Origin of the sequence: Rhizobium rhizogenes NBRC 13257 (genome assembly GCF_000696095.1) — a bacterium.
Classification (GTDB): domain Bacteria; phylum Pseudomonadota; class Alphaproteobacteria; order Rhizobiales; family Rhizobiaceae; genus Rhizobium; species Rhizobium rhizogenes.
This window is the reverse complement of the sequence record NZ_BAYX01000001.1, coordinates 475,750-493,189: the sequence shown is the minus strand read 5'-3', so window position 1 is coordinate 493,189 and position 17,440 is coordinate 475,750. Positions and strand designations below refer to the sequence as shown.

Here is a 17,440-nt window from a genome sequence, read left to right as displayed (position 1 = left end):
GGCGCAGTTATGTCTTGTTCTTCAAAAGTCCGATTAAGCCGGTTCGAGCGCCATGACAAGGCTGGCGTTCTGTCCGCCGAACCCGAAGGAGTTCGAAAGGATGGCGCTGACCTGCTTTTCACGCTTCTGGTTCGGCACGACGTCAAGAATGATCGTCGGATCGGGGTTGTTATAGTTGATGGTCGGCGGCAGCGTGCCAGTCAGCATCGTCTGCAGCGAGAACACCGCTTCGACCGCACCGGCCGCCGTCAGCGTATGGCCGATCATCGACTTGTTCGATGAGACCGGGATGGTTGGCAGCCGTTCGCCGAAGACGGCGGACATGGCACCATATTCCATCTTGTCGTTTTCCGGCGTCGATGTGCCATGGGCATTGATATAGCCGATATCTGTCTCGGCCATGCCGGCATCGGCAAGAGCTGCACGGATCGTCGCGATAGCCGGGCCGCCATCGGGCGACGAGCGGGTGCGATGGAAAGAATCGGCCTTGTCGCCGGCGCCCTTCATGATGCCGAGGATCTTTGCGCCGCGAGCAACCGCCGATTCCAGCGATTCCAGCACCAGTGTCGCCGCACCCTCGGCGATAACGAAGCCGTCGCGATCCTTGCTGAAAGGCTTGGATGCCTTGGTCGGCGGGTCGTTCTGGGTGGAAAGAGCCGACAGCAGGGAGAAACGGATCAGCGCTTCAGCGCTGAGCGAGCCATCGGTCGCGACCGTCAATGCCCGCGTCGTGCGACCCTGGCGGATCGCCTCTATACCGAGCTGGATCGCGGTGACACCCGAAGCACAGGCCGTGGACAGGGTCACCGGCAGGCCGCGCGTACCGAAACGATCGGCAAGACGCTCCGAAATAGCGCCGAACAGTGCTGCCTCATGGAAGGCCGGATCGGGACGCTGACGCATCGCGGCAAGGAAGCGATCGTAGGCGTCGCCCGGATGATCAGCTGGCGGCGAACGGTCGGCAAGGGCGAAACGCGCGCTCCATTCCGGCTCAATCGGCGGCGCGGCCAGAAAGAGCGGCGCGTTGAAATCACCGGAAAGCCCGGCCTGCGCAAGCGCCTCGATCGTCGTCTCGCGCGCGAAGGCATAGGAGCGCTCGACAGCGTTCGGCGCCGGAATATCGATGAAATCCACCGTGCCGGCAATGCGCGTCGAAAGCCCGTCAGTCGGAAAGCGGGTGATGCCGTGAATGCCCGACGTGCCGGAGGAAAGCGCGTTCCAATTGTCCTGCAATCCCTGGCCGAGCGAGGTGATGATGCCCATGCCGGTAACAGCGACGATGGGGCGGCCGAGATGATCCTTATAGGCGGATGCGGTCATGATGCTAACTCCTCACGCTTCGGCGGACAGGACGGCGATGCCTTCGCCGCGCGCGTGGCCAACGGTCGTCACGACGGCCTTCGTCGCTCCGACCTTCATCGGCTTCTCGTGTGCGGCGTCGAAAGCCGGCACCTTGGCCTTGTTGGCGACCGCGAGCGCCGCAAAAGCGATCCCGAGCGGAAACTGGCTTTCGAGCCCGTGGCCGGAAACCCCGGCATACCCTCGAATGGCCGATGCGGGGAGCTGCGCTTCCAGCACGGTCTTTTCGCGCGTTGCAAGATCGGCAATCGCCGTCGTGCCGCAGAAGACGATCGTGTCGTCGCCCTGAGCGTCCTTGGCGGGCGCGAGCAGGCGTTCCAGCCGCGCCTCGAACTTGCCACCGTCGCGGCTGCCGCGATCGCCTTCGATCGCGTCAATCGTCGCGTAAATGCGCGCGCCGCGCGCTTCCGCGTGGGCGCGGGATTCCAGCACAAGGAAGGCACCAAGCGAACCCATGATCATGCCGCCGCCGTTTTCCGGCTTGCGGGACCAGAGCGGGTGCCATTCGCCGATCGCATGGGCGTTCACCGATTCGAACAGCAGCATCATGTCCTGCCGCTCGGCCGAAAACGCGCCGCCGACCAATGCATGGCTCGACTCGCCCGACTTGATGCGATGGAAAGCGGTCTCAACCGCTGAGATACCGGCTGCCTCTTCACCCATGAAGGTGCGCGACGAGCCCGTCACCTTATGGACGATCGAAATATTGCCGGCCAATAGATTGGAGAGCTGTGCCAGGAACAGCGTCGGACGCAGTTCGGTCGTCAGCTTCTCGTTCAGCAGCAATTCGCGGTCGTTGCGCTTCAGACCCTCGTCGACGATCAGCGTATCGACATTGAGGTCGCGCTCGCCACCACCGGCCGCAACAATCATGTCCATGCTGCCGCAGGCCTCGAGATCGTCCTTCAAGCCGGCATCGTCCAGCGCCAGGCCGGCGGTGAAGACACCGATGCGCTGCCAGTTTTCCATCTGCCGCTGATCGCCGCGCTTCTGAATCTGCTGCGACCAGTCGATCTCCGGCAGCGGATGCACGGGATAGGGTTTGAATTTCTCGGTTTCGACGATGGTCGTCGGCGTCTTGTCCGCAGTCAGCAGAGCGACATGCGCTTCCTTGCCAACACCCTGACAGGTGACAATGCCGACACCCGTGATCACCACATCATTCTGAGCCTTGCTCATTCATCAATCCTCTAAGAATGCGGCGCCATCTAAGCCGGAAGCGTCAGCCATTGGCGGCGATGGCGTCGAGAAGCCCGACCTCGCCTGCCCGCTTGCGCACGATGTCGGCGAGCGGCACTTCATTAAACGGCATGGTGCGCAGCTTCAACTGCGCATCGCAGATCTTCTTGCCGGCTATGGTGATCCGCGCCTTTGTCACCGCAAAGCCCGAGCCGTCATGCTCCAGTTCCGCCTCGATGTCGAGCTCCGCCTCGGGCTCGACGAAGGTCCGCATCTTGGCGCCATCGACCGACATCAAAAACGGCATGGAGGCGAAGTTGGTTGCCGCCAGCACCAGCATGCCGGACGCCTGCGCCATAGTTTCGATCAGGAGAACGCCGGGAACGAGCGGCATGCCGGGAAAATGACCTTCGAAAACAGGGCTCTTGGCCGGCACGACCGAATGCGCCTTCAACAGGCCCTTGGACAGATCGACGGACACAACCCGATCGATCATCTGGAAATATTCCAGCAGCATCAACGCCTCCGACCCTGCCCCGCTGACCTCTGATGGTCCGGGCAGGATACGATAGTTAAGAATGAAACCGCCCGGCCGCTATAGTCAGGAGCGGCTGGGCGGCAAAAATGCAAAGACGTTGCTCAGCCCTTGGCGGCGCGCAATTCGTCGATCTTGGCACAGAGATTCTTGAGGACGAAATATTCCTCGGTCGAAGCCTTGCCGTCGTTGACTTCCTGCGTCCACTGTTCCAGCGGAATCTTGATGCCGAATTCCTTGTCGATAGCGAAGACGATGTCGAGGAAATCCAGGCTATCGATGCCAAGGTCGTCGATCGTATGGCTCTCCGGGGTGATCGTTTCACGATCGATTTCGCTTGTCTCAGCGATGATGTCGGCAACTTTGTCGAATGTAGCAGTCACGCCCATACCTCATGAAATAATAATTCAATCCCCCTCATAGGGAAATCCATTCCAAAAGCCAATGGTCTCCGCTCGAAACCCCGGCAATTTGGCAAAGCACTGTTGCGCAAACAGCAAAGACGCTTCTGGCCTTGGATAGCGGCGGGCATGCGAGCAAGATACGGCAGCATTGCGGCTAACCGTAATGGTTTGCAAATGAAACCGATCAGTCGCTGATGACGATGCGGGTGTTCTTGAGCCCCGCTTCCGATGTCATCGAGAAGAAGGTCGCGGCGTTTCGCGGCTCCAGCCGCACGCAGCCATGTGACGCCGGCCGGCCAAGACGCTTCAGCTCGTAGGTGCCGTGCACCGCATAGCCGCCATTGAAGAATACCGCATAAGGCATCGGCGCATCATCATATTTCTTGGAGCGGTGATCGCGCGACAGCCATTTCGCCGTATAGGAACCGGTCGGCGTCACATAACCCTTGCGCGCCGTCGATACTTTCCAACGATACTTGAGGACGCCGTCCTCGGAAACGGTCATCGTCTGTGAGCGGAGATCAATCTTGGCAAGAACAGTTCCGGCCTGCGCCGAAGCGACATGAAACTGCAGGAATAGACATGCGGTAGCAGCTGCCAGTATCCGTTTCATCTTGTCCCCTTCCATCGTTTGCTTCTCTTTGAAACAATTCCGATGAAGGAAACCACTATCATACATCAGATTATACTAAATTAATACATATGGTATGCGATTCATTAACGCAAACCGATGGATCAAAGCAGCAGCAGGAAGGCTAGGAAAGCAAGGAACGTCAGCATCGAGCAGGCGGAATAGAAGATCGAGATGCCCGCCTCGACATCGCTGACGGTGGCCGTATCCCGACCGGAACCGTTGATCATCGGCTCGCTCACGACTTCGCCGCCATAGACGCGCGGCCCGGCGAGCTGGATATCCAGGGCGCCGGCCATCGCCGCTTCCGGCCTGCCGGAATTCGGCGAGCGATGCAGCCCGCCATCGCGGACCGCGACGCGGATCGTGTTGCCGAGAGCCGAAATCCCCTTCTTGGCGAGTGCACCGGCGGCAATCAGCAGGATCGACAGCCGCGCCGCCGGCCAATTGGCGACATCGTCCAGCCGAGCTGAAGCCCAGCCGAAATCGATATAAGTCTCGGATTTATGGCCAATCATCGAATCGGCGGTGTTCAGAATCTTGTAGATAAACAGACCCGGCAGGCCGAAAACGCCATACCAGAGCGCCGGCGCCACGACGCCATCGGAAAAATTCTCCGCAAGGCTCTCGATGGCGGCACGGCAAACGCCGGGTTCATCCAAGGTCTCGGGATCCCGCCCGACGATGCGCGACACCGCGCGACGTCCGCCTTCCAAGCCTTCGCTGCGCAGCGCGCTCGACACTTCGCCGACATGATCGGCCAGGCTCTTCTGCGCCAGGAATATCGCCACCAGCCCCGCCTCGACCAGAATGCCGAACCAGCCGAAGAAAGCGAGCAGTCCGTGAACGGCCCAGCCGGCGACAGCCGCGCCGAAGAGCAGCGCGGCAATCGACATCACACCATTGCGGCGACGCGTCAGATCCGGCAGGTGCTCGGCATTGAAATGGCGATCGAAAAAGGAAATTGCCTTGCCGAACACCACGACCGGATGCGGCAGGCGCTGCCAGAGCCAGGCGGGATCGCCGATGATGCGGTCCAGCAGCAGCGCCAGAATGAGAATGAGCAAATGTTCGTCGATGATCATATCGAATAATTCTCCAGCACCCCGGCCAGCCTGCGATCGCCTTCCTCGTCCGGAGCAAGGCCGAAGCGCAGCCAATTCGGCGCATAATCGAACTTACGGACAAGAATATGATGATGGCAGAGATACGAATAAATGTCGCTTGCCCGCTCGTCGGCAACCAGAGCAAACAACCCCGTGCCGCCGGCGATATTGAGTTTGGCTCTGTGAAGAACGGCGTCCAGCGCTGCGCGCCGGTCGAGAATGCGATTGCGGATAGCGGTGGTATCGCCGTCCATCAGGCAAGCAGCCAGTGAAAGCGCCGGCCCGGAAACCGCCCAGGGGCCAAGCCAATCCTCGAAACGCGCGAGGATAGAGGCTTCCGCGATGACAAAACCGAGGCGCAGGCCAGCGAGACCGAAGAATTTACCGAAGGAACGGAAGATAATGAGGTTCGGCATGGAGGAGGCATGAGGCGCAAGGCTTGCCTCCGGCTCCATATCCCCGAACGCCTCATCGACCACCAATATACCGCCGCGCTCTTGCAGCCGATCATGCAATTCCCGTAGCCGCTCGATGGGCAGCAGCCGGCCATCCGGATTGTTGGGATTGACGACGACGACAAGGTCATTGCCCTCGGTGACATCATTGATCTCGGTGACTTCGTTCAACGGCAACCCGGCCAGTTTAAAGGCTCGGGCATATTCCCCATAGGTCGGCGACAGGATCGCGACGCTGCCGACCGGTGCCAGTCGCGGCAAAAGCTGGATGACCGATTGCGTACCTGGAACCGGCAGCGGCAGAATGTCGCCGCTGCGATAATAGCCCCTTGCCGCCTCCCGCGCCCGCTCCACCAGATATTGATCCGGCAGCCTATGCCAGGCGGAAACGGGTATATCGGGCAATGGGACGGGATTGGGGTTGATGCCGGTCGACAAATCGAGCCAGTCTTCCGGTCGTCCGCCGTAAAGACATGCCGCGGCGGTGATGCCGCCGCCATGTACGATCCTGCCCGTCACGCGACGTCACCGGCAAGGTCGATCAGATGCATATAGGACCCGGCGACATTGCCGCGCTGCAAGCCCGCCGCACCTAGGTCAGCGCCAAGTGCATCCGAGACCGCGAAGAGCCGATCAGCCTCGCCTTCCGAGACGATGGTCGAATAGTGAAATTCATGCGCCGTCATCGACCGCTCGAAGAAGGACCCTGCCAGCGGTGTCACGCGCCGGTAGCCAAGATGGCGTTGACGCTTCTCATAGCTGGTGACGACCGGCAACAGGCCAAGCATTGCGTGGCGCATGCCGGCGGCATCCACCAATCCATCGCCAAGCACCATATAGCCGCCGCACTCGCCATAGATCCGCACGCCTCGCGCCGCCGCAGCCTTTATCCCCTCATGGAATTGCATTGCAGCCCCGAGCTTGCCCGCATGCAGCTCGGGATAACCGCCCGGCAGATAGATGGCGTCCGCATTCGCCGCCGGAGCCTCGTCAGCCAGTGGCGAGAAAAATGAAATCTCCGCCCCGCGCCGGCGCCAGCCGAGGAGCATATGCTCGTAGCAGAAGGCAAAGGCGATATCGCGGGCGACGGCGATCCGCTGACCGAAGGGCATGAGCCGGGCGACGTTGGCGGCCGATGGCCGGACGATATTCTGTTGCGCGGCGCGCAGCAGCAATCCGAAATCACACGCCTTGGTGAGCGTTTCCGCCGCATGTTCGATGAAGGCTTCCAGACCCGCATGTTCGCCAGCCTGCACCAGCCCCAAATGCCGCTCCGGCAACGTCAGCCCCTTGTCGGCGCAAATGACGGCGGCGACGGGAATACGAACCGCTTCTAGCGCCTTGCGCAGCATCGTCTCATGCCGGTCACTGCCGACCCGGTTGAGGATGACGCCGGCGATGCGGATATCGGTGCGGAAATTGGCAAAGCCGCTAACGAGAGCGGCGACAGACTGCGACATGCGCGAGGCATCGACCACCAGCACGACGGAAAGCCCCAGGAAAGCGGCAAGATCGGCGGGCGTACCCGAGCCATCCGCAGCGCCGTCGAACAGTCCCATCATGGCTTCGATGACCAGCATCCGGTCGCCGGCACGGTGCAGCGCCGAATTGGCGGAGATCAGTTCGTGGCGCATGGCCCAGGGATCGAAATTGAGGCAGGGCGAGCCGCCCGCCGCCGCAAGAAAAGCAGGATCGATATAATCGGGACCGGCTTTACCCGGTGCAACCGCAATCCCCTTTTTCCGCAACGCCCTAAGCAGGCCGAGCGTGATCGTGGTCTTGCCCGAGCCCGAGGCTGGAGCTGCGATCAACAGGCCGCTCATGCCGGCACCTTACGCCCACCACGCGCCCGCATCTCCGTTGCCGGAACGAGCTTGCGGCCGTTCAAAGCGCCCAGCCAATCGAGGGAGGGCCGCAACCGTACGACATCGCCGACCACGACGATCGCCGGTGGCTCCAGGCCCGACGCGATGACATCGGCCTCAGCACGCCCGAGCGTCGTCTCCAGCACCTGCTGTGCAGGCGTGGCGGCATTACAGACGAAGGCAACCGGCTCGTCGGCCGAGCGGCCGGCTGCGATGAGATTGGCGCTGATCTGGGCGATGTGCTTCATCGCCATATACATGACGATGACGGGCGAGCCCTTGCCGATCGCCTCCCAATTGATCGCATCCGGCACGAGGCCGGAAGAATCGTGACCGGTGAGAAAAGTAACGGCGTGATTGACGTCGCGATGCGTAACCGGAATGCCGGCATAGGCGAGACCGCCGATCCCGGCGGTAATGCCCGGCACAATGCGGAAGGGAATGCCATGTTCCACCAGCATCAGCGCTTCCTCACCGCCGCGCCCGAAGACGAAGGGATCGCCACCCTTAAGCCGTAGCACCCGCTTTCCGGCCCGCGCCAACTCGACCAGACGCAGCGAAATGTCCCTTTGCTTGGCGGACGGCTTGCCGCCGCGCTTGCCGGCATATTCGAGTGCGGCGCCAGGGCGCGCGAGCTTCAGGCAATCTTCGTTGACGAGCGCATCGTGCACAATAATGTCCGCCTCCGCCAATCCCTTGGCCGCCAGCAAGGTCAGCAGCCCGGGATCGCCCGGTCCGGCGCCAACGAGCCAAACGGAGCCCGGCTCCAGCGCCGGCAGATTGGAAAATGCGGTATCGTTCATCCCATCTGTCCTATGCCCGGATGGCAAAAATTGCAATCTTGAGAATGGGATAAGAGGGCAGCGGTCGAACTCCCGATTCCTCGATGAAGGATAGATCAGATCGGATCCGGACGGCAGCAATAGTGCGCTATTCGTTTTCCCGACGACGACAAGAGCAAGCCCGATTCAACGCTTTAAGCGCTTGAATCGAATTGCGACAGAGCGACTGCAATTATTTGATAATATTATAGAATAAGAAAATCATAGAGCAAAATTCCATGGAGGGGACAGCATCGCCGCCCCCTCCAAGACTGACTTTAGTGGCTCACTTGCCGAGAATCACATCACGGATCAGATCGATCGTCGCCTCAGAACGGATACCGGTGCAGACGATCTGGCTCGGCAAGTCGTCCCATTCGTTCGGCGGAAAGTGCCGGCCGTTCGGCTTGACGATCGTCTGGCCGTCGGCAATGCCGCCGCAGACGACGCGCACCGCACCCTCGATCGCATCAAACAGCTCCGGCGCCACGACATAGACGCAGGCGCAGCTATCATGCACCATCATACCGTCATCGACGATATGGCCGTAGAAATCGATATAGGATTGCGACAGGTCGGACAGAAGCTGCACGGACGGCCCGCCGACTTTCGCCATATCGGCGAGATAGGTCCGGCTCATCGTCGTGACCGCGGTCACGTCGAGCCCGATGACTACGACCTTCCACGATGCGGTCATAACGGCATCTGCCGCTTCGGGGTCGCCATGAATATTGGCTTCCGCCACCGGCGTAACATTGCCCGGAACGTAGAAATTGCCGCCCATGATGACGACATCCTTGACCAGCTTGGCGATCTCCGGATCGTGCTTCAGCGCCAGCGCCAGATTGGTCATGCGGCCGACGGCCACCAGCCGCACCTCGCCCGGATTGGCGCGGACGGTATCGATGATGAATTGATAGGCCGGACGCGGATCGGTGGGCAGATCGATCGTTGCCGGCACCTCGATATCGCCGAGACCGTTATGGCCGTGTACGAAGGTCGGCCACGGCCGCTCCTGCCGCGAGGGATCGAAGGTGACGCTGGCGCCGCGGGCAACGGGACAAGGAATGTTCCACTCGCGCTTCAGGAACAGCGCATTGCGCGTCGTCGTATCGACGGAAGCATTGCCGAATACGGTGGTGACGCCGAGAAGATCGATATCCGGATGACGATGCAGAAAGAGAAGCGCCATGGCGTCATCGACGCCAGGGTCCGTATCGTAAATTACCTTATGCATGATATTTCCTTCTTAACATTCTGATAAAATATAGGATTCTCCCAAAATGGCGCTGCAATTTCGGAGATCATATTTCGGGATTGCCGGGACACGCGAGAACCGCGATCGGCGAGATACCTCACCATACCCACAGCGGCCATTTCTGCAATATCGGAAGCGAGCTCACGCAAATTCGTCACAAATTGCGACGAAACGATGCCAAAAGACCGGTGTTCATCCGATTTTCGCAATGGCGGCCGTGGCAAAGGCGGATTTGATTTTCGGAACGACAAGCTCAGCATCCGGTCCAGCCGCAGCCAATGCCGCAGCCTCGGCGACACCATGGCAACCGACATGGGCAAAAACGAGATCGGACGGATTCTTCAAACGCGGCGTCTCCCGCTCCAGCGCGGCAACGTTGAAACACCGAAGTGGGAGGCGGAAATGCGTGGCCACCTCCAGCATCGCCGGCTCATTCATTCGCGTATCGATCGAGACCACCGCAAGGAGCTGATCGGCCCCTATCCCGGCCTCTTGCATGGCCCGTTCGGCAAGCAGACGCACATCATTCCAATCCGTGCCGCGCTCACAACCCAAGCCAAGAAGGAAGCGGCGCGTAGAATTGGAATAGGTCGTCATAGTCATTCCTCGGCGGCGGTGGTTATGGTCAAACACATCTACCCAGCCATCCCCTGCCCGTCAATTTCGTGCAATGTGTCCCATCGGCAATTGCCTTGGCACAACAGGAATGCAAGAAGGCGCCTCGATTTCATACCGCCGAGTTCCCGCCTTGCCAGACATTACCCTTCATCTGCTGCTTCTGCTCTTTGCCGCCGCCTTCTTCGCTGGATTTGTCGATTCGATTGCCGGTGGTGGCGGGTTGGTTACGGTGCCCGCCATGCTGCTTGCCGGCATTCCGCCGCTGCAGACACTTGGCACCAACAAGGTGCAATCGATCTGCGGCGCAGCCTCCGCGACCATCGCCTATGCCCGCCAGGGCCATGTGCAGCTCCGCGAGCAATTGCCGATGGCATTGATGGCCGTGATCGGAGGCATGCTGGGCGCGGCACTGGCGACGATCATGCCCGGCGATGTCCTCCGCATCATCCTGCCCTTCCTGCTAATCGCGATCGCCCTCTATTTCGCCTTCAAGCCCAATCTCAACGATGTCGAAAAACACCGCCGCATGAGCGCCGGCCTCTTCGGCATCACCTTGGTGCCACTGATCGGCTTCTACGACGGCGCCTTCGGTCCCGGCACAGGCTCGTTCCTGATGCTCGCCTTCGTCGCACTCGCCGGCTTCGGCCTGCTGAAGGCGACCGCGCATACCAAGCTGTTGAATTTCGGCTCGAACCTCGGCGGCCTGATCGTCTTCATCTTCTCGGGCGCCATCCTCTGGAAGGTCGGTTTGGTGATGGGCTTAGGCCAGTTCCTCGGGGCGCAAGTCGGCTCGCGGCTCGCCATGCGTATCGGCGCGCGGCTGATCAAGCCGCTGCTGGTCATTGTCTGCATCGCCTTCGCCATCAAGCTGCTGGCCGATCCGACCAATCCAGTTCGGCTCTGGCTGGGATTTTGATATCGGGCAGCTTTGATTACCTGAGGCGTAATTGATACTGTTTAAGGGCTCGCCGATGATCGCCCTGCCTGAACGGTTCAGGCGATCCAAAGGAGACAACCCGATGACCGATGCGAAAACCATTGCCGAACGCTATATCGCCGTCTGGAACGAAACCGATGCCGAGCGCCGACGCGCGCTCATCACCGAAGCATGGACGGAATCCTGCAGCTATATCGACCCGTTGATGCGCGGCGAGGGCCGCGAGCAGATCAATGCCCTGGTCGCCGCCGTGCAGGACCGCTTCCCCGATTTCCGCTTCAAACTCTCCGGTTCCGCCGATCGCCACGGCGACAATATCCGCTTCTCCTGGGATCTCGGCCCGGAAGGTAGCGAACCGCTGGTCAAAGGCACCGATTTCGCCATTCTCGACGGCGAGCGGCTGAAAGCCGTTCATGGTTTCATCGACCAGATGCCGGCAGCCGCATGATGATGCCCGCCCGCTCTCTCGGCGATTACCTGCGCGAATGGCGGCAGCGCCGCCGTTTGAGCCAGCTCGAATTCGCCCTTGAAGCAGAGATATCGCAACGGCATCTCAGCTTCATCGAGAGCGGGCGCGCGCTTCCGAGCCGCGATATGCTGATGCATCTCGCAGAGCGGCTGGACGTGCCGCTTAGAGATCGCAATCCGATGTTGCTGGCCGCCGGCTTCGCGCCGGTCTTTCCGGAACGCTCGCTGGACGACCCGGCACTTGCCCCGGCACGCCGGGCTATCGACCTCGTTCTGAAGGGCCACGAACCCTTTCCGGCATTGGCGATCGACCGGCATTGGACGCTGATCGCCGCAAACGCCGCGGTCGCACCCCTGCTCTCCGACGTCGTCGACGTCACACTGCTTAAACCACCGGTGAACGTGTTGAGGCTGAGCCTGCATCCGGGCGGCCTCGCGCCTCGCATCCTAAACCTCCCGGAATGGCGCGCCCATCTGCTCGAACGCCTGCGCCAGCAGATCACTGCCACCGGCGATCTCATCCTCACGGCATTGCTGAAAGAACTTGCAGCCTATCCCGCTCCGCCGACACCAAGGCCGAACCCACACGGACAGGACTATGCCGGCATTGCCGTGCCGCTCGAACTCACCACCAAAGCCGGGCGCCTCTCCTTGATCTCGACCACCACCGTCTTCGGCACCCCTGTCGACGTCACCCTGTCGGAACTGGCAATCGAATCCTTCTTTCCTGCGGATCAGCAGACGGCTGATCTGTTGAGGGCGACGATGTCAGTCGGCTGAAGCGCGTCACTCCTCCAATCAGAACTCGACGCCCGGCTGTCCCTTGATGCCGGAGCGGAAGGGATGTTTGATCAGCTCCATTTCAGTGACGAGATCGGCGATCTCGATCAGCTCTTCCTTGGCGTTGCGGCCGGTGAGCACAACATGCGTCATGTGCGGCTTTTCGCCCTTCAGGAATTCCACCACCTCGTTGATATCGAGATAATCATAGCGCAGCGCGATGTTGATCTCGTCGAGCAGCACCATCGAGTTGCGCTCGTCGCGGATCAGCTCCTTGGCCTTTTCCCAGGCCGCCGTCGCCGCAGCCACGTCGCGAGCGCGGTCCTGCGTTTCCCAGGTGAAGCCCTCACCCATCGTGTGGAACTGGCAGATGTCGGAGAAATGCGTCTCGATCAGATCCCGCTCGCCCGTCCACATCGCGCCCTTGATGAACTGCACCACCGCGCATGGCTTCTTGTGGGCGATATGGCGAAAGATCATGCCGAAGGCGGAGGACGATTTGCCCTTGCCCTTGCCGGTGTGGACGATGATCAGACCCTTCTCGTCGGTCTTCGTTGCCATGATCTTGTCTCGCGCGGCTTTCTTCTTGGCCATCTTGTCGGAATGGCGGGCGTCGTCGTTTTTCGGTGCGTCAGTGCCGGTTTCGGCTATGTCTTCACTCATTTTTCTCTCCCTGAAATGATGGATTTCTGCGCCAGCGGTCCGCCTCGCCAGAGGTAAAGCGCCACCAGCGGCATCTTCTCGGTCCGCATCGCATGGCGGATGTCCGAGGGATGATGAATGATCTCGCCGGACCAGCGCGGCAGGAAATGTTGGCCGTCCTTGCTCCACAGCGCCCCGTCGGTCAGCGGAATATAGATTTCCTCCGCTGTATGATGATGATCCGGATAATGGACGTCCGGCCCAAGCAGCAGAAAGCCGCCGGCCATATCATCGCTGACGAAGTGACCTCGCGTACCGAACAGCTCGACCCAACCGTATCTCTGGAGGAAATCCGCACCGAAATCGGCAATGCTATAGGTCTGCCCCCAATGCAGAGCGCTTGCGGTGCTTGAGAGGGCGGAGAACAGATCACGCTCTGCGGCATCGGCCGGCGCGTGGAGCCCATTCAGATGGTCCAATACGGGCAGTCTATGGGCAGCAAGCAGCCGCTTATCCATCCGCCAATCAAAGCCTTCGATGAAACGCTGCAATAGGGGATCGCTCCGCGACATCACGTAGCCATGAAAAGCCTGAAGAAGATCGCCGGCCGCACTCACGCCACGGCCTCCTTGCCACGCACAGGAGCCTCCAGATCGAACCGGGCAGAATTGCTGCGCGGCGTCCAGAGCTGGCGGTCGATGGCTTCCAGCAGGCGCTCCTTCATTTCGCAAAGGGCGGCCGGATTCTTCTCGGCCATAAAGTCGCGCACTTTCTGATCGACCACGAAAGCCTGATAAACCGCCTCGAAATGATGATTGCGCACGGCGCCTGTCGTCGCCGCGAAGGCAAAGAGATAATCGACCGTCGCTGCGATCTCAAAGGCGCCCTTGTAACCATGGCGCATGACGCCATCGATCCATTTCGGATTGACGACACGGCCGCGCACGACACGGCCGATCTCCTCTTCCAAGGAGCGGATGACCGGCTTTTCCGGTCGGGAATGGTCGTTGTGGTAGATCGACGGGCGCGCGCCGGCGAGCTGCTCTGCCGCCGCCGCCATGCCGCCTTCGAACTGGTAGTAATCGTCGCTGTCGAGCAGGTCGTGTTCGCGATTGTCCTGGTTCTGCACGACAGCCTGGATCGAGCGCAACCGTTCCTCGAACACACCGCGCTCGGCCTTCCCGTCCTCGCCCGCCCCATAGGCATAGCTGCCCCAGACGAGATAGGCCTCCGCCAAATCGGCGCGCCGCTCCCAGCCCTTCTCGTCGATCAGCGCTTGCAGCCCGGCGCCATAAGCACCCGGCTTGGAGCCGAAGATGCGATAGCCGGCACGCCGGCTGGCCGAAGCCTGGTCCAATCCCGCCGCCTCAAGCCGCGTGATCTCGCCACGCATGCGCGCCGCAATCGGATTGTCCGCCGCATCCTCCTCCAGCGCGCCGACCGCGCGGATTGCCTTGTCGAACAGCGCAATCTGCTCCGGAAAAGCATCGCGGAAGAAGCCAGAAATGCGCAGCGTGACATCGACGCGCGGGCGACGCAGCAGAGCGGGCGGGATGATCTCATAGCCCGTCACGCGCCGCGAGGTCATGTCCCAGATTGGCTTGACGCCAATCAACGCCAGCGCCTGGGCAATATCGTCGCCACCGGTACGCATATTCGACGTGCCCCAGGCCGTCAGCCCGAAGGAGACCGGCCATTCGCCATGATCCTGCACATAGCGGCGGATTAACAGCTCTGCCGACTTCCTGCCAAGCTCATAGGCGGCCGGCGTCGGCACTGCGCGGCTATCGACCGAATAGAAGTTCCGTCCTGTCGGCAACACATCCGGCCTGCCGCGCGTTGGCGCACCGGAAGGACCAGGTGGCACGAACCGGCCATCCAGGCCCTTCATCAGGGCGGAGATTTCGGCATCTCCGCACGCAAGGATCGAGGGTTTCAGGCAGGTTTCGATTTCGGCGAGAACGGCGAGTGTGTGCGTCCAGTCCTCGGGGCATGCGATACCGCCAGCAACGAATTTCGCGGCCAGAAGTTCGATGCGCTCGACAGTATCGCCTTGCGTGCGCCACGGATCGTCGGAAACGCCGGAGAGAATATCGGGGCGCTGGCCAGTCCATTCGGCGGCCATATCGCAATCTAAGGGATCGAACGGCGTATCCTGGCGCAACGCATCCCGCGCAATCGCCCGCTGCAAACTCTGATCGCCCCCTTCGCCCAATCCCCGCGGCACCCGCGCCAGAGCCACCGTCAAATCCGTAAGCAGCCTACCCACCGGCGAAACGCCGAAAACATGCAGCCCATCGCGGATCTGCATTTCCTTGAGATCGCAAAGATAGGCGTCGAGCTTCTTCAGCGCCTCATCCTCGCCTTCGCCCTTTGCAATGCCCGCATCCTGATCGAGGCCGATATCGGCGACGAGATCAAGGATCTGTTTGCGCAACAGGCGAATACGGCGCGGATCGCCGCCGGAGGCCTCGTAGTATTCGTCCACCAGCGCTTCGAGATCCTTGAGCGGACCGTAGCTCTCGGCGCGGGTCAAAGGCGGCGTCAGGTGGTCGATGATGACAGCGCTCGTGCGGCGCTTGGCCTGCGTGCCTTCGCCGGGATCATTGACGATGAAGGGATAGAGATGCGGCAACGGCCCGAGGATCGCCTCCGGATAGCAGACTTCCGACAGCGCCAGGGCCTTGCCCGGCAGCCATTCGAGATTGCCATGCTTGCCCATATGGATGATCGCATGCGCGCCAAAGGATTGGCGCAGGAACGCATAGAAAGCGAGATAGCCATGCGGCGGCACAAGATCCGGGGAATGATAGCTTTCCTTCGGATCGATACTATAGCCGCGCGCCGGCTGGATGCCGACCAGCACTTCACCGAAGCGGGTGAATGGCAGTGCAAAAACGCCGTCGCGAACATAGGGATCGCTCTCGGGATTGCCCCAACGGGTAATGATCTCGTCCTGAATCTGCTTGGGAAGAGACGCGAGGAAACATTTGTATTCGCTTAAAGAAAGTGTCTCGCGAATAACCTTGCCATCGTTACCGGAGTTGGTCGGTCCGTCCATCAGATGCCGGATCAGCGCATCGCCATCACCGGGCAGATCGGCGACCGGGTAACCCGTCTTCCGCATCGCCTTCAGCACCTCGATCGTACCCGCCGGCGTATCGAGCCCGACGCCGTTCCCAAGCCTTCCGTCACGATTCGGATAGTTGGCCATGACCAATGCCACACGCCGCTCCGGCGGCGGCGTCCTACGCAGCCGTGCCCAATTGGCGGCAAGCCGCGCCGTATAGCGCATGCGGTCCTCGGCTGGCTCACTGGCAACGATATTGGCCTCGACGCGCTCATCATAGCGCGCCGCCGCCTTGAACGAGACGGCGCGGGCAAGCACACGCCCATCCACCTCGGGCAGCGCGACGTTCATGCCGAGATCGCGCGCCGAAAGCCCCTGTGACGAGGCATCCCAGGCCTCTCTCGATGAAGCGGAAAAGATCGCCTGCAGCACGACTGCATCACTCGTCTCCAGCACGGTCGGCTGTCGATCGGCACCCGGCGCCGAGACCGCAAACCCGGTCGTGTTGACGACGACATCCGGCTTCAATTCGGTGAAAACGCTCTCTAGGATACCGATTGATACCGGATCTTTGAGACTATAGGCAAACACCGGCAGCGGCCGCATGCCCTCGGCAATAGAGGCTTCGATCAAGGCTTCGACAGGCTTGGTTTCACCGCTCTGGACGAGGGCGCGATAGAAGGAGATGGCAATAGTTGGGGGTTCGAGTCCCTCCGGGACCGCCAATTCGGAGATACTCTTCCACTCCTCAACCCCAATCACGCCCCTGCCCGGCCACCAGATCCCGGCCTTTATCAGAGGTGATGCCGTTGCCGGCTTCTCTGCCCCCGACAGCATCGCCTCGGCATAGCCAAGAAACGCCCGCGAATTCGCATCCCCGCCTTCGATCAGGTAGGACCACAGCGCATTGAGATCATCGAGCGCGATATTGGAAAACGGCATCAGCCCCGGATCGGACTTCGAATCCCCCGGCAGCACCGCAATAAGAGCGCCACTGCGCGCGGCACAAGCATGCAGCGCCTCGAGCGCATAGTGGAAATAGCTGGCGCCGCCGAGCGCGCGGACGATGATCAGCTTCGCATGCCTCGCTGTCCGCTCGACATAGGTATCGACCGACATCGGATGCTTGAGGCTCATCAGGCTGGCGAGCCGCAGCGAATAGCCAGCCTCTCCCTGCTCATGGGCGGCGGCGATAGCCGCAAGCTCCGTATCGGCCGCCGACAGGAACAGGATATCGCCCGGCGACTGACCGAGATCGATCGCCTCCTCGCCGTCACTGATCGTACCCTTTTGCGCTAGGAGGAGATGCATG

At 61.0% G+C, this 17,440-nt stretch carries 17 protein-coding genes; 3 read left to right on the top strand and 14 right to left on the bottom strand.

Annotated features, from left to right (window positions below):
• Window positions 1-33: 33 nt before the first annotated feature.
• The 11 genes from RRH01S_RS02330 to RRH01S_RS02280 form a co-directional block, all read right to left on the bottom strand.
• Window positions 34-1,320: a beta-ketoacyl-ACP synthase gene (locus RRH01S_RS02330; protein ID WP_012651687.1), complete on the bottom strand. Its 1,287-nt coding sequence runs from the start codon at window positions 1,318-1,320 to the stop codon at window positions 34-36.
• A gap of 12 nt (window positions 1,321-1,332) precedes the next feature.
• Window positions 1,333-2,538 carry a beta-ketoacyl-ACP synthase gene (locus RRH01S_RS02325; RefSeq protein ID WP_012651688.1) on the bottom strand — a complete coding sequence of 402 codons (1,206 nt, stop codon included), beginning with the start codon at window positions 2,536-2,538 and terminating at the stop codon, window positions 1,333-1,335.
• Between the two features lie 43 nt (window positions 2,539-2,581).
• Complete coding sequence (locus tag RRH01S_RS02320) at window positions 2,582-3,055, bottom strand: 3-hydroxyacyl-ACP dehydratase FabZ family protein (RefSeq protein ID WP_007696697.1); 474 nt, start codon at window positions 3,053-3,055, stop codon at window positions 2,582-2,584.
• Window positions 3,056-3,177: 122 nt separating this feature from the next.
• Complete coding sequence (locus RRH01S_RS02315; protein ID WP_012651689.1) at window positions 3,178-3,462, bottom strand: acyl carrier protein; 285 nt, start codon at window positions 3,460-3,462, stop codon at window positions 3,178-3,180.
• 199 nt (window positions 3,463-3,661) lie between these two features.
• Window positions 3,662-4,090, bottom strand: coding sequence for a L,D-transpeptidase (locus RRH01S_RS02310; RefSeq protein ID WP_012651691.1), 429 nt, complete (start codon window positions 4,088-4,090; stop codon window positions 3,662-3,664).
• 122 nt (window positions 4,091-4,212) lie between these two features.
• A complete protein-coding gene (cbiB, locus tag RRH01S_RS02305; protein WP_012651692.1) occupies window positions 4,213-5,193 on the bottom strand; it encodes an adenosylcobinamide-phosphate synthase CbiB in 981 nt (326 codons plus the stop codon).
• Window positions 5,190-6,188 (bottom strand): threonine-phosphate decarboxylase CobD, encoded by a 999-nt coding sequence (gene cobD, locus RRH01S_RS02300; RefSeq protein ID WP_012651693.1) that lies wholly within the window; start codon window positions 6,186-6,188, stop codon window positions 5,190-5,192. Before cobD ends, cbiB begins: the two co-directional genes overlap by 4 nt.
• Window positions 6,185-7,492: a cobyrinic acid a,c-diamide synthase CobB gene (locus RRH01S_RS02295; RefSeq protein ID WP_012651694.1), complete on the bottom strand. Its 1,308-nt coding sequence runs from the start codon at window positions 7,490-7,492 to the stop codon at window positions 6,185-6,187. Before RRH01S_RS02295 ends, cobD begins: the two co-directional genes overlap by 4 nt.
• Window positions 7,489-8,337, bottom strand: coding sequence for a uroporphyrinogen-III C-methyltransferase (gene cobA, locus RRH01S_RS02290; protein WP_012651695.1), 849 nt, complete (start codon window positions 8,335-8,337; stop codon window positions 7,489-7,491). The genes RRH01S_RS02295 and cobA overlap by 4 nt, the downstream gene beginning before the upstream one ends.
• A 304-nt stretch (window positions 8,338-8,641) precedes the next feature.
• Window positions 8,642-9,592 carry a nucleoside hydrolase gene (locus RRH01S_RS02285; protein WP_007696721.1) on the bottom strand — a complete coding sequence of 317 codons (951 nt, stop codon included), beginning with the start codon at window positions 9,590-9,592 and terminating at the stop codon, window positions 8,642-8,644.
• Between the two features lie 213 nt (window positions 9,593-9,805).
• Window positions 9,806-10,210, bottom strand: a complete 405-nt coding sequence (locus RRH01S_RS02280; protein ID WP_034518028.1) for a cobalamin biosynthesis protein — start codon at window positions 10,208-10,210, stop codon at window positions 9,806-9,808.
• A gap of 151 nt (window positions 10,211-10,361) precedes the next feature.
• On the opposite strand from RRH01S_RS02280, the gene RRH01S_RS02275 reads away from it, so the two are divergent.
• The 3 genes from RRH01S_RS02275 to RRH01S_RS02265 all read left to right on the top strand — a co-directional run bounded on the left by RRH01S_RS02275 (window position 10,362) and on the right by RRH01S_RS02265 (window position 12,416).
• Window positions 10,362-11,147: a TSUP family transporter gene (locus RRH01S_RS02275; RefSeq protein WP_034519337.1), complete on the top strand. Its 786-nt coding sequence runs from the start codon at window positions 10,362-10,364 to the stop codon at window positions 11,145-11,147.
• A 103-nt stretch (window positions 11,148-11,250) separates the two neighbouring features.
• Window positions 11,251-11,616, top strand: a complete 366-nt coding sequence (locus RRH01S_RS02270) for a nuclear transport factor 2 family protein (protein ID WP_012651699.1) — start codon at window positions 11,251-11,253, stop codon at window positions 11,614-11,616.
• Window positions 11,613-12,416, top strand: coding sequence for a helix-turn-helix domain-containing protein (locus RRH01S_RS02265; RefSeq protein ID WP_012651700.1), 804 nt, complete (start codon window positions 11,613-11,615; stop codon window positions 12,414-12,416). The genes RRH01S_RS02270 and RRH01S_RS02265 overlap by 4 nt, the downstream gene beginning before the upstream one ends.
• 18 nt (window positions 12,417-12,434) lie before the next feature.
• Here RRH01S_RS02265 and cobO read toward each other — a convergent pair whose 3' ends face one another.
• Genes cobO through cobN form a run of 3 tightly spaced genes read right to left on the bottom strand, consistent with a single transcriptional unit; the run spans window position 12,435 to window position 17,439 of the window.
• Window positions 12,435-13,079 (bottom strand): cob(I)yrinic acid a,c-diamide adenosyltransferase, encoded by a 645-nt coding sequence (gene cobO, locus RRH01S_RS02260; protein ID WP_007696734.1) that lies wholly within the window; start codon window positions 13,077-13,079, stop codon window positions 12,435-12,437.
• Entirely contained in the window at window positions 13,076-13,675 is a 600-nt protein-coding gene (locus tag RRH01S_RS02255; RefSeq protein WP_042469807.1) for a dimethylsulfoniopropionate lyase, read from the bottom strand. The genes cobO and RRH01S_RS02255 overlap by 4 nt, the downstream gene beginning before the upstream one ends.
• On the bottom strand, window positions 13,672-17,439 hold the full coding sequence (cobN, locus tag RRH01S_RS02250) for a cobaltochelatase subunit CobN (RefSeq protein ID WP_012651702.1): 3,768 nt from the start codon (window positions 17,437-17,439) through the stop codon (window positions 13,672-13,674). Before cobN ends, RRH01S_RS02255 begins: the two co-directional genes overlap by 4 nt.
• Between the last annotated feature and the right edge of the window lies 1 nt (window position 17,440).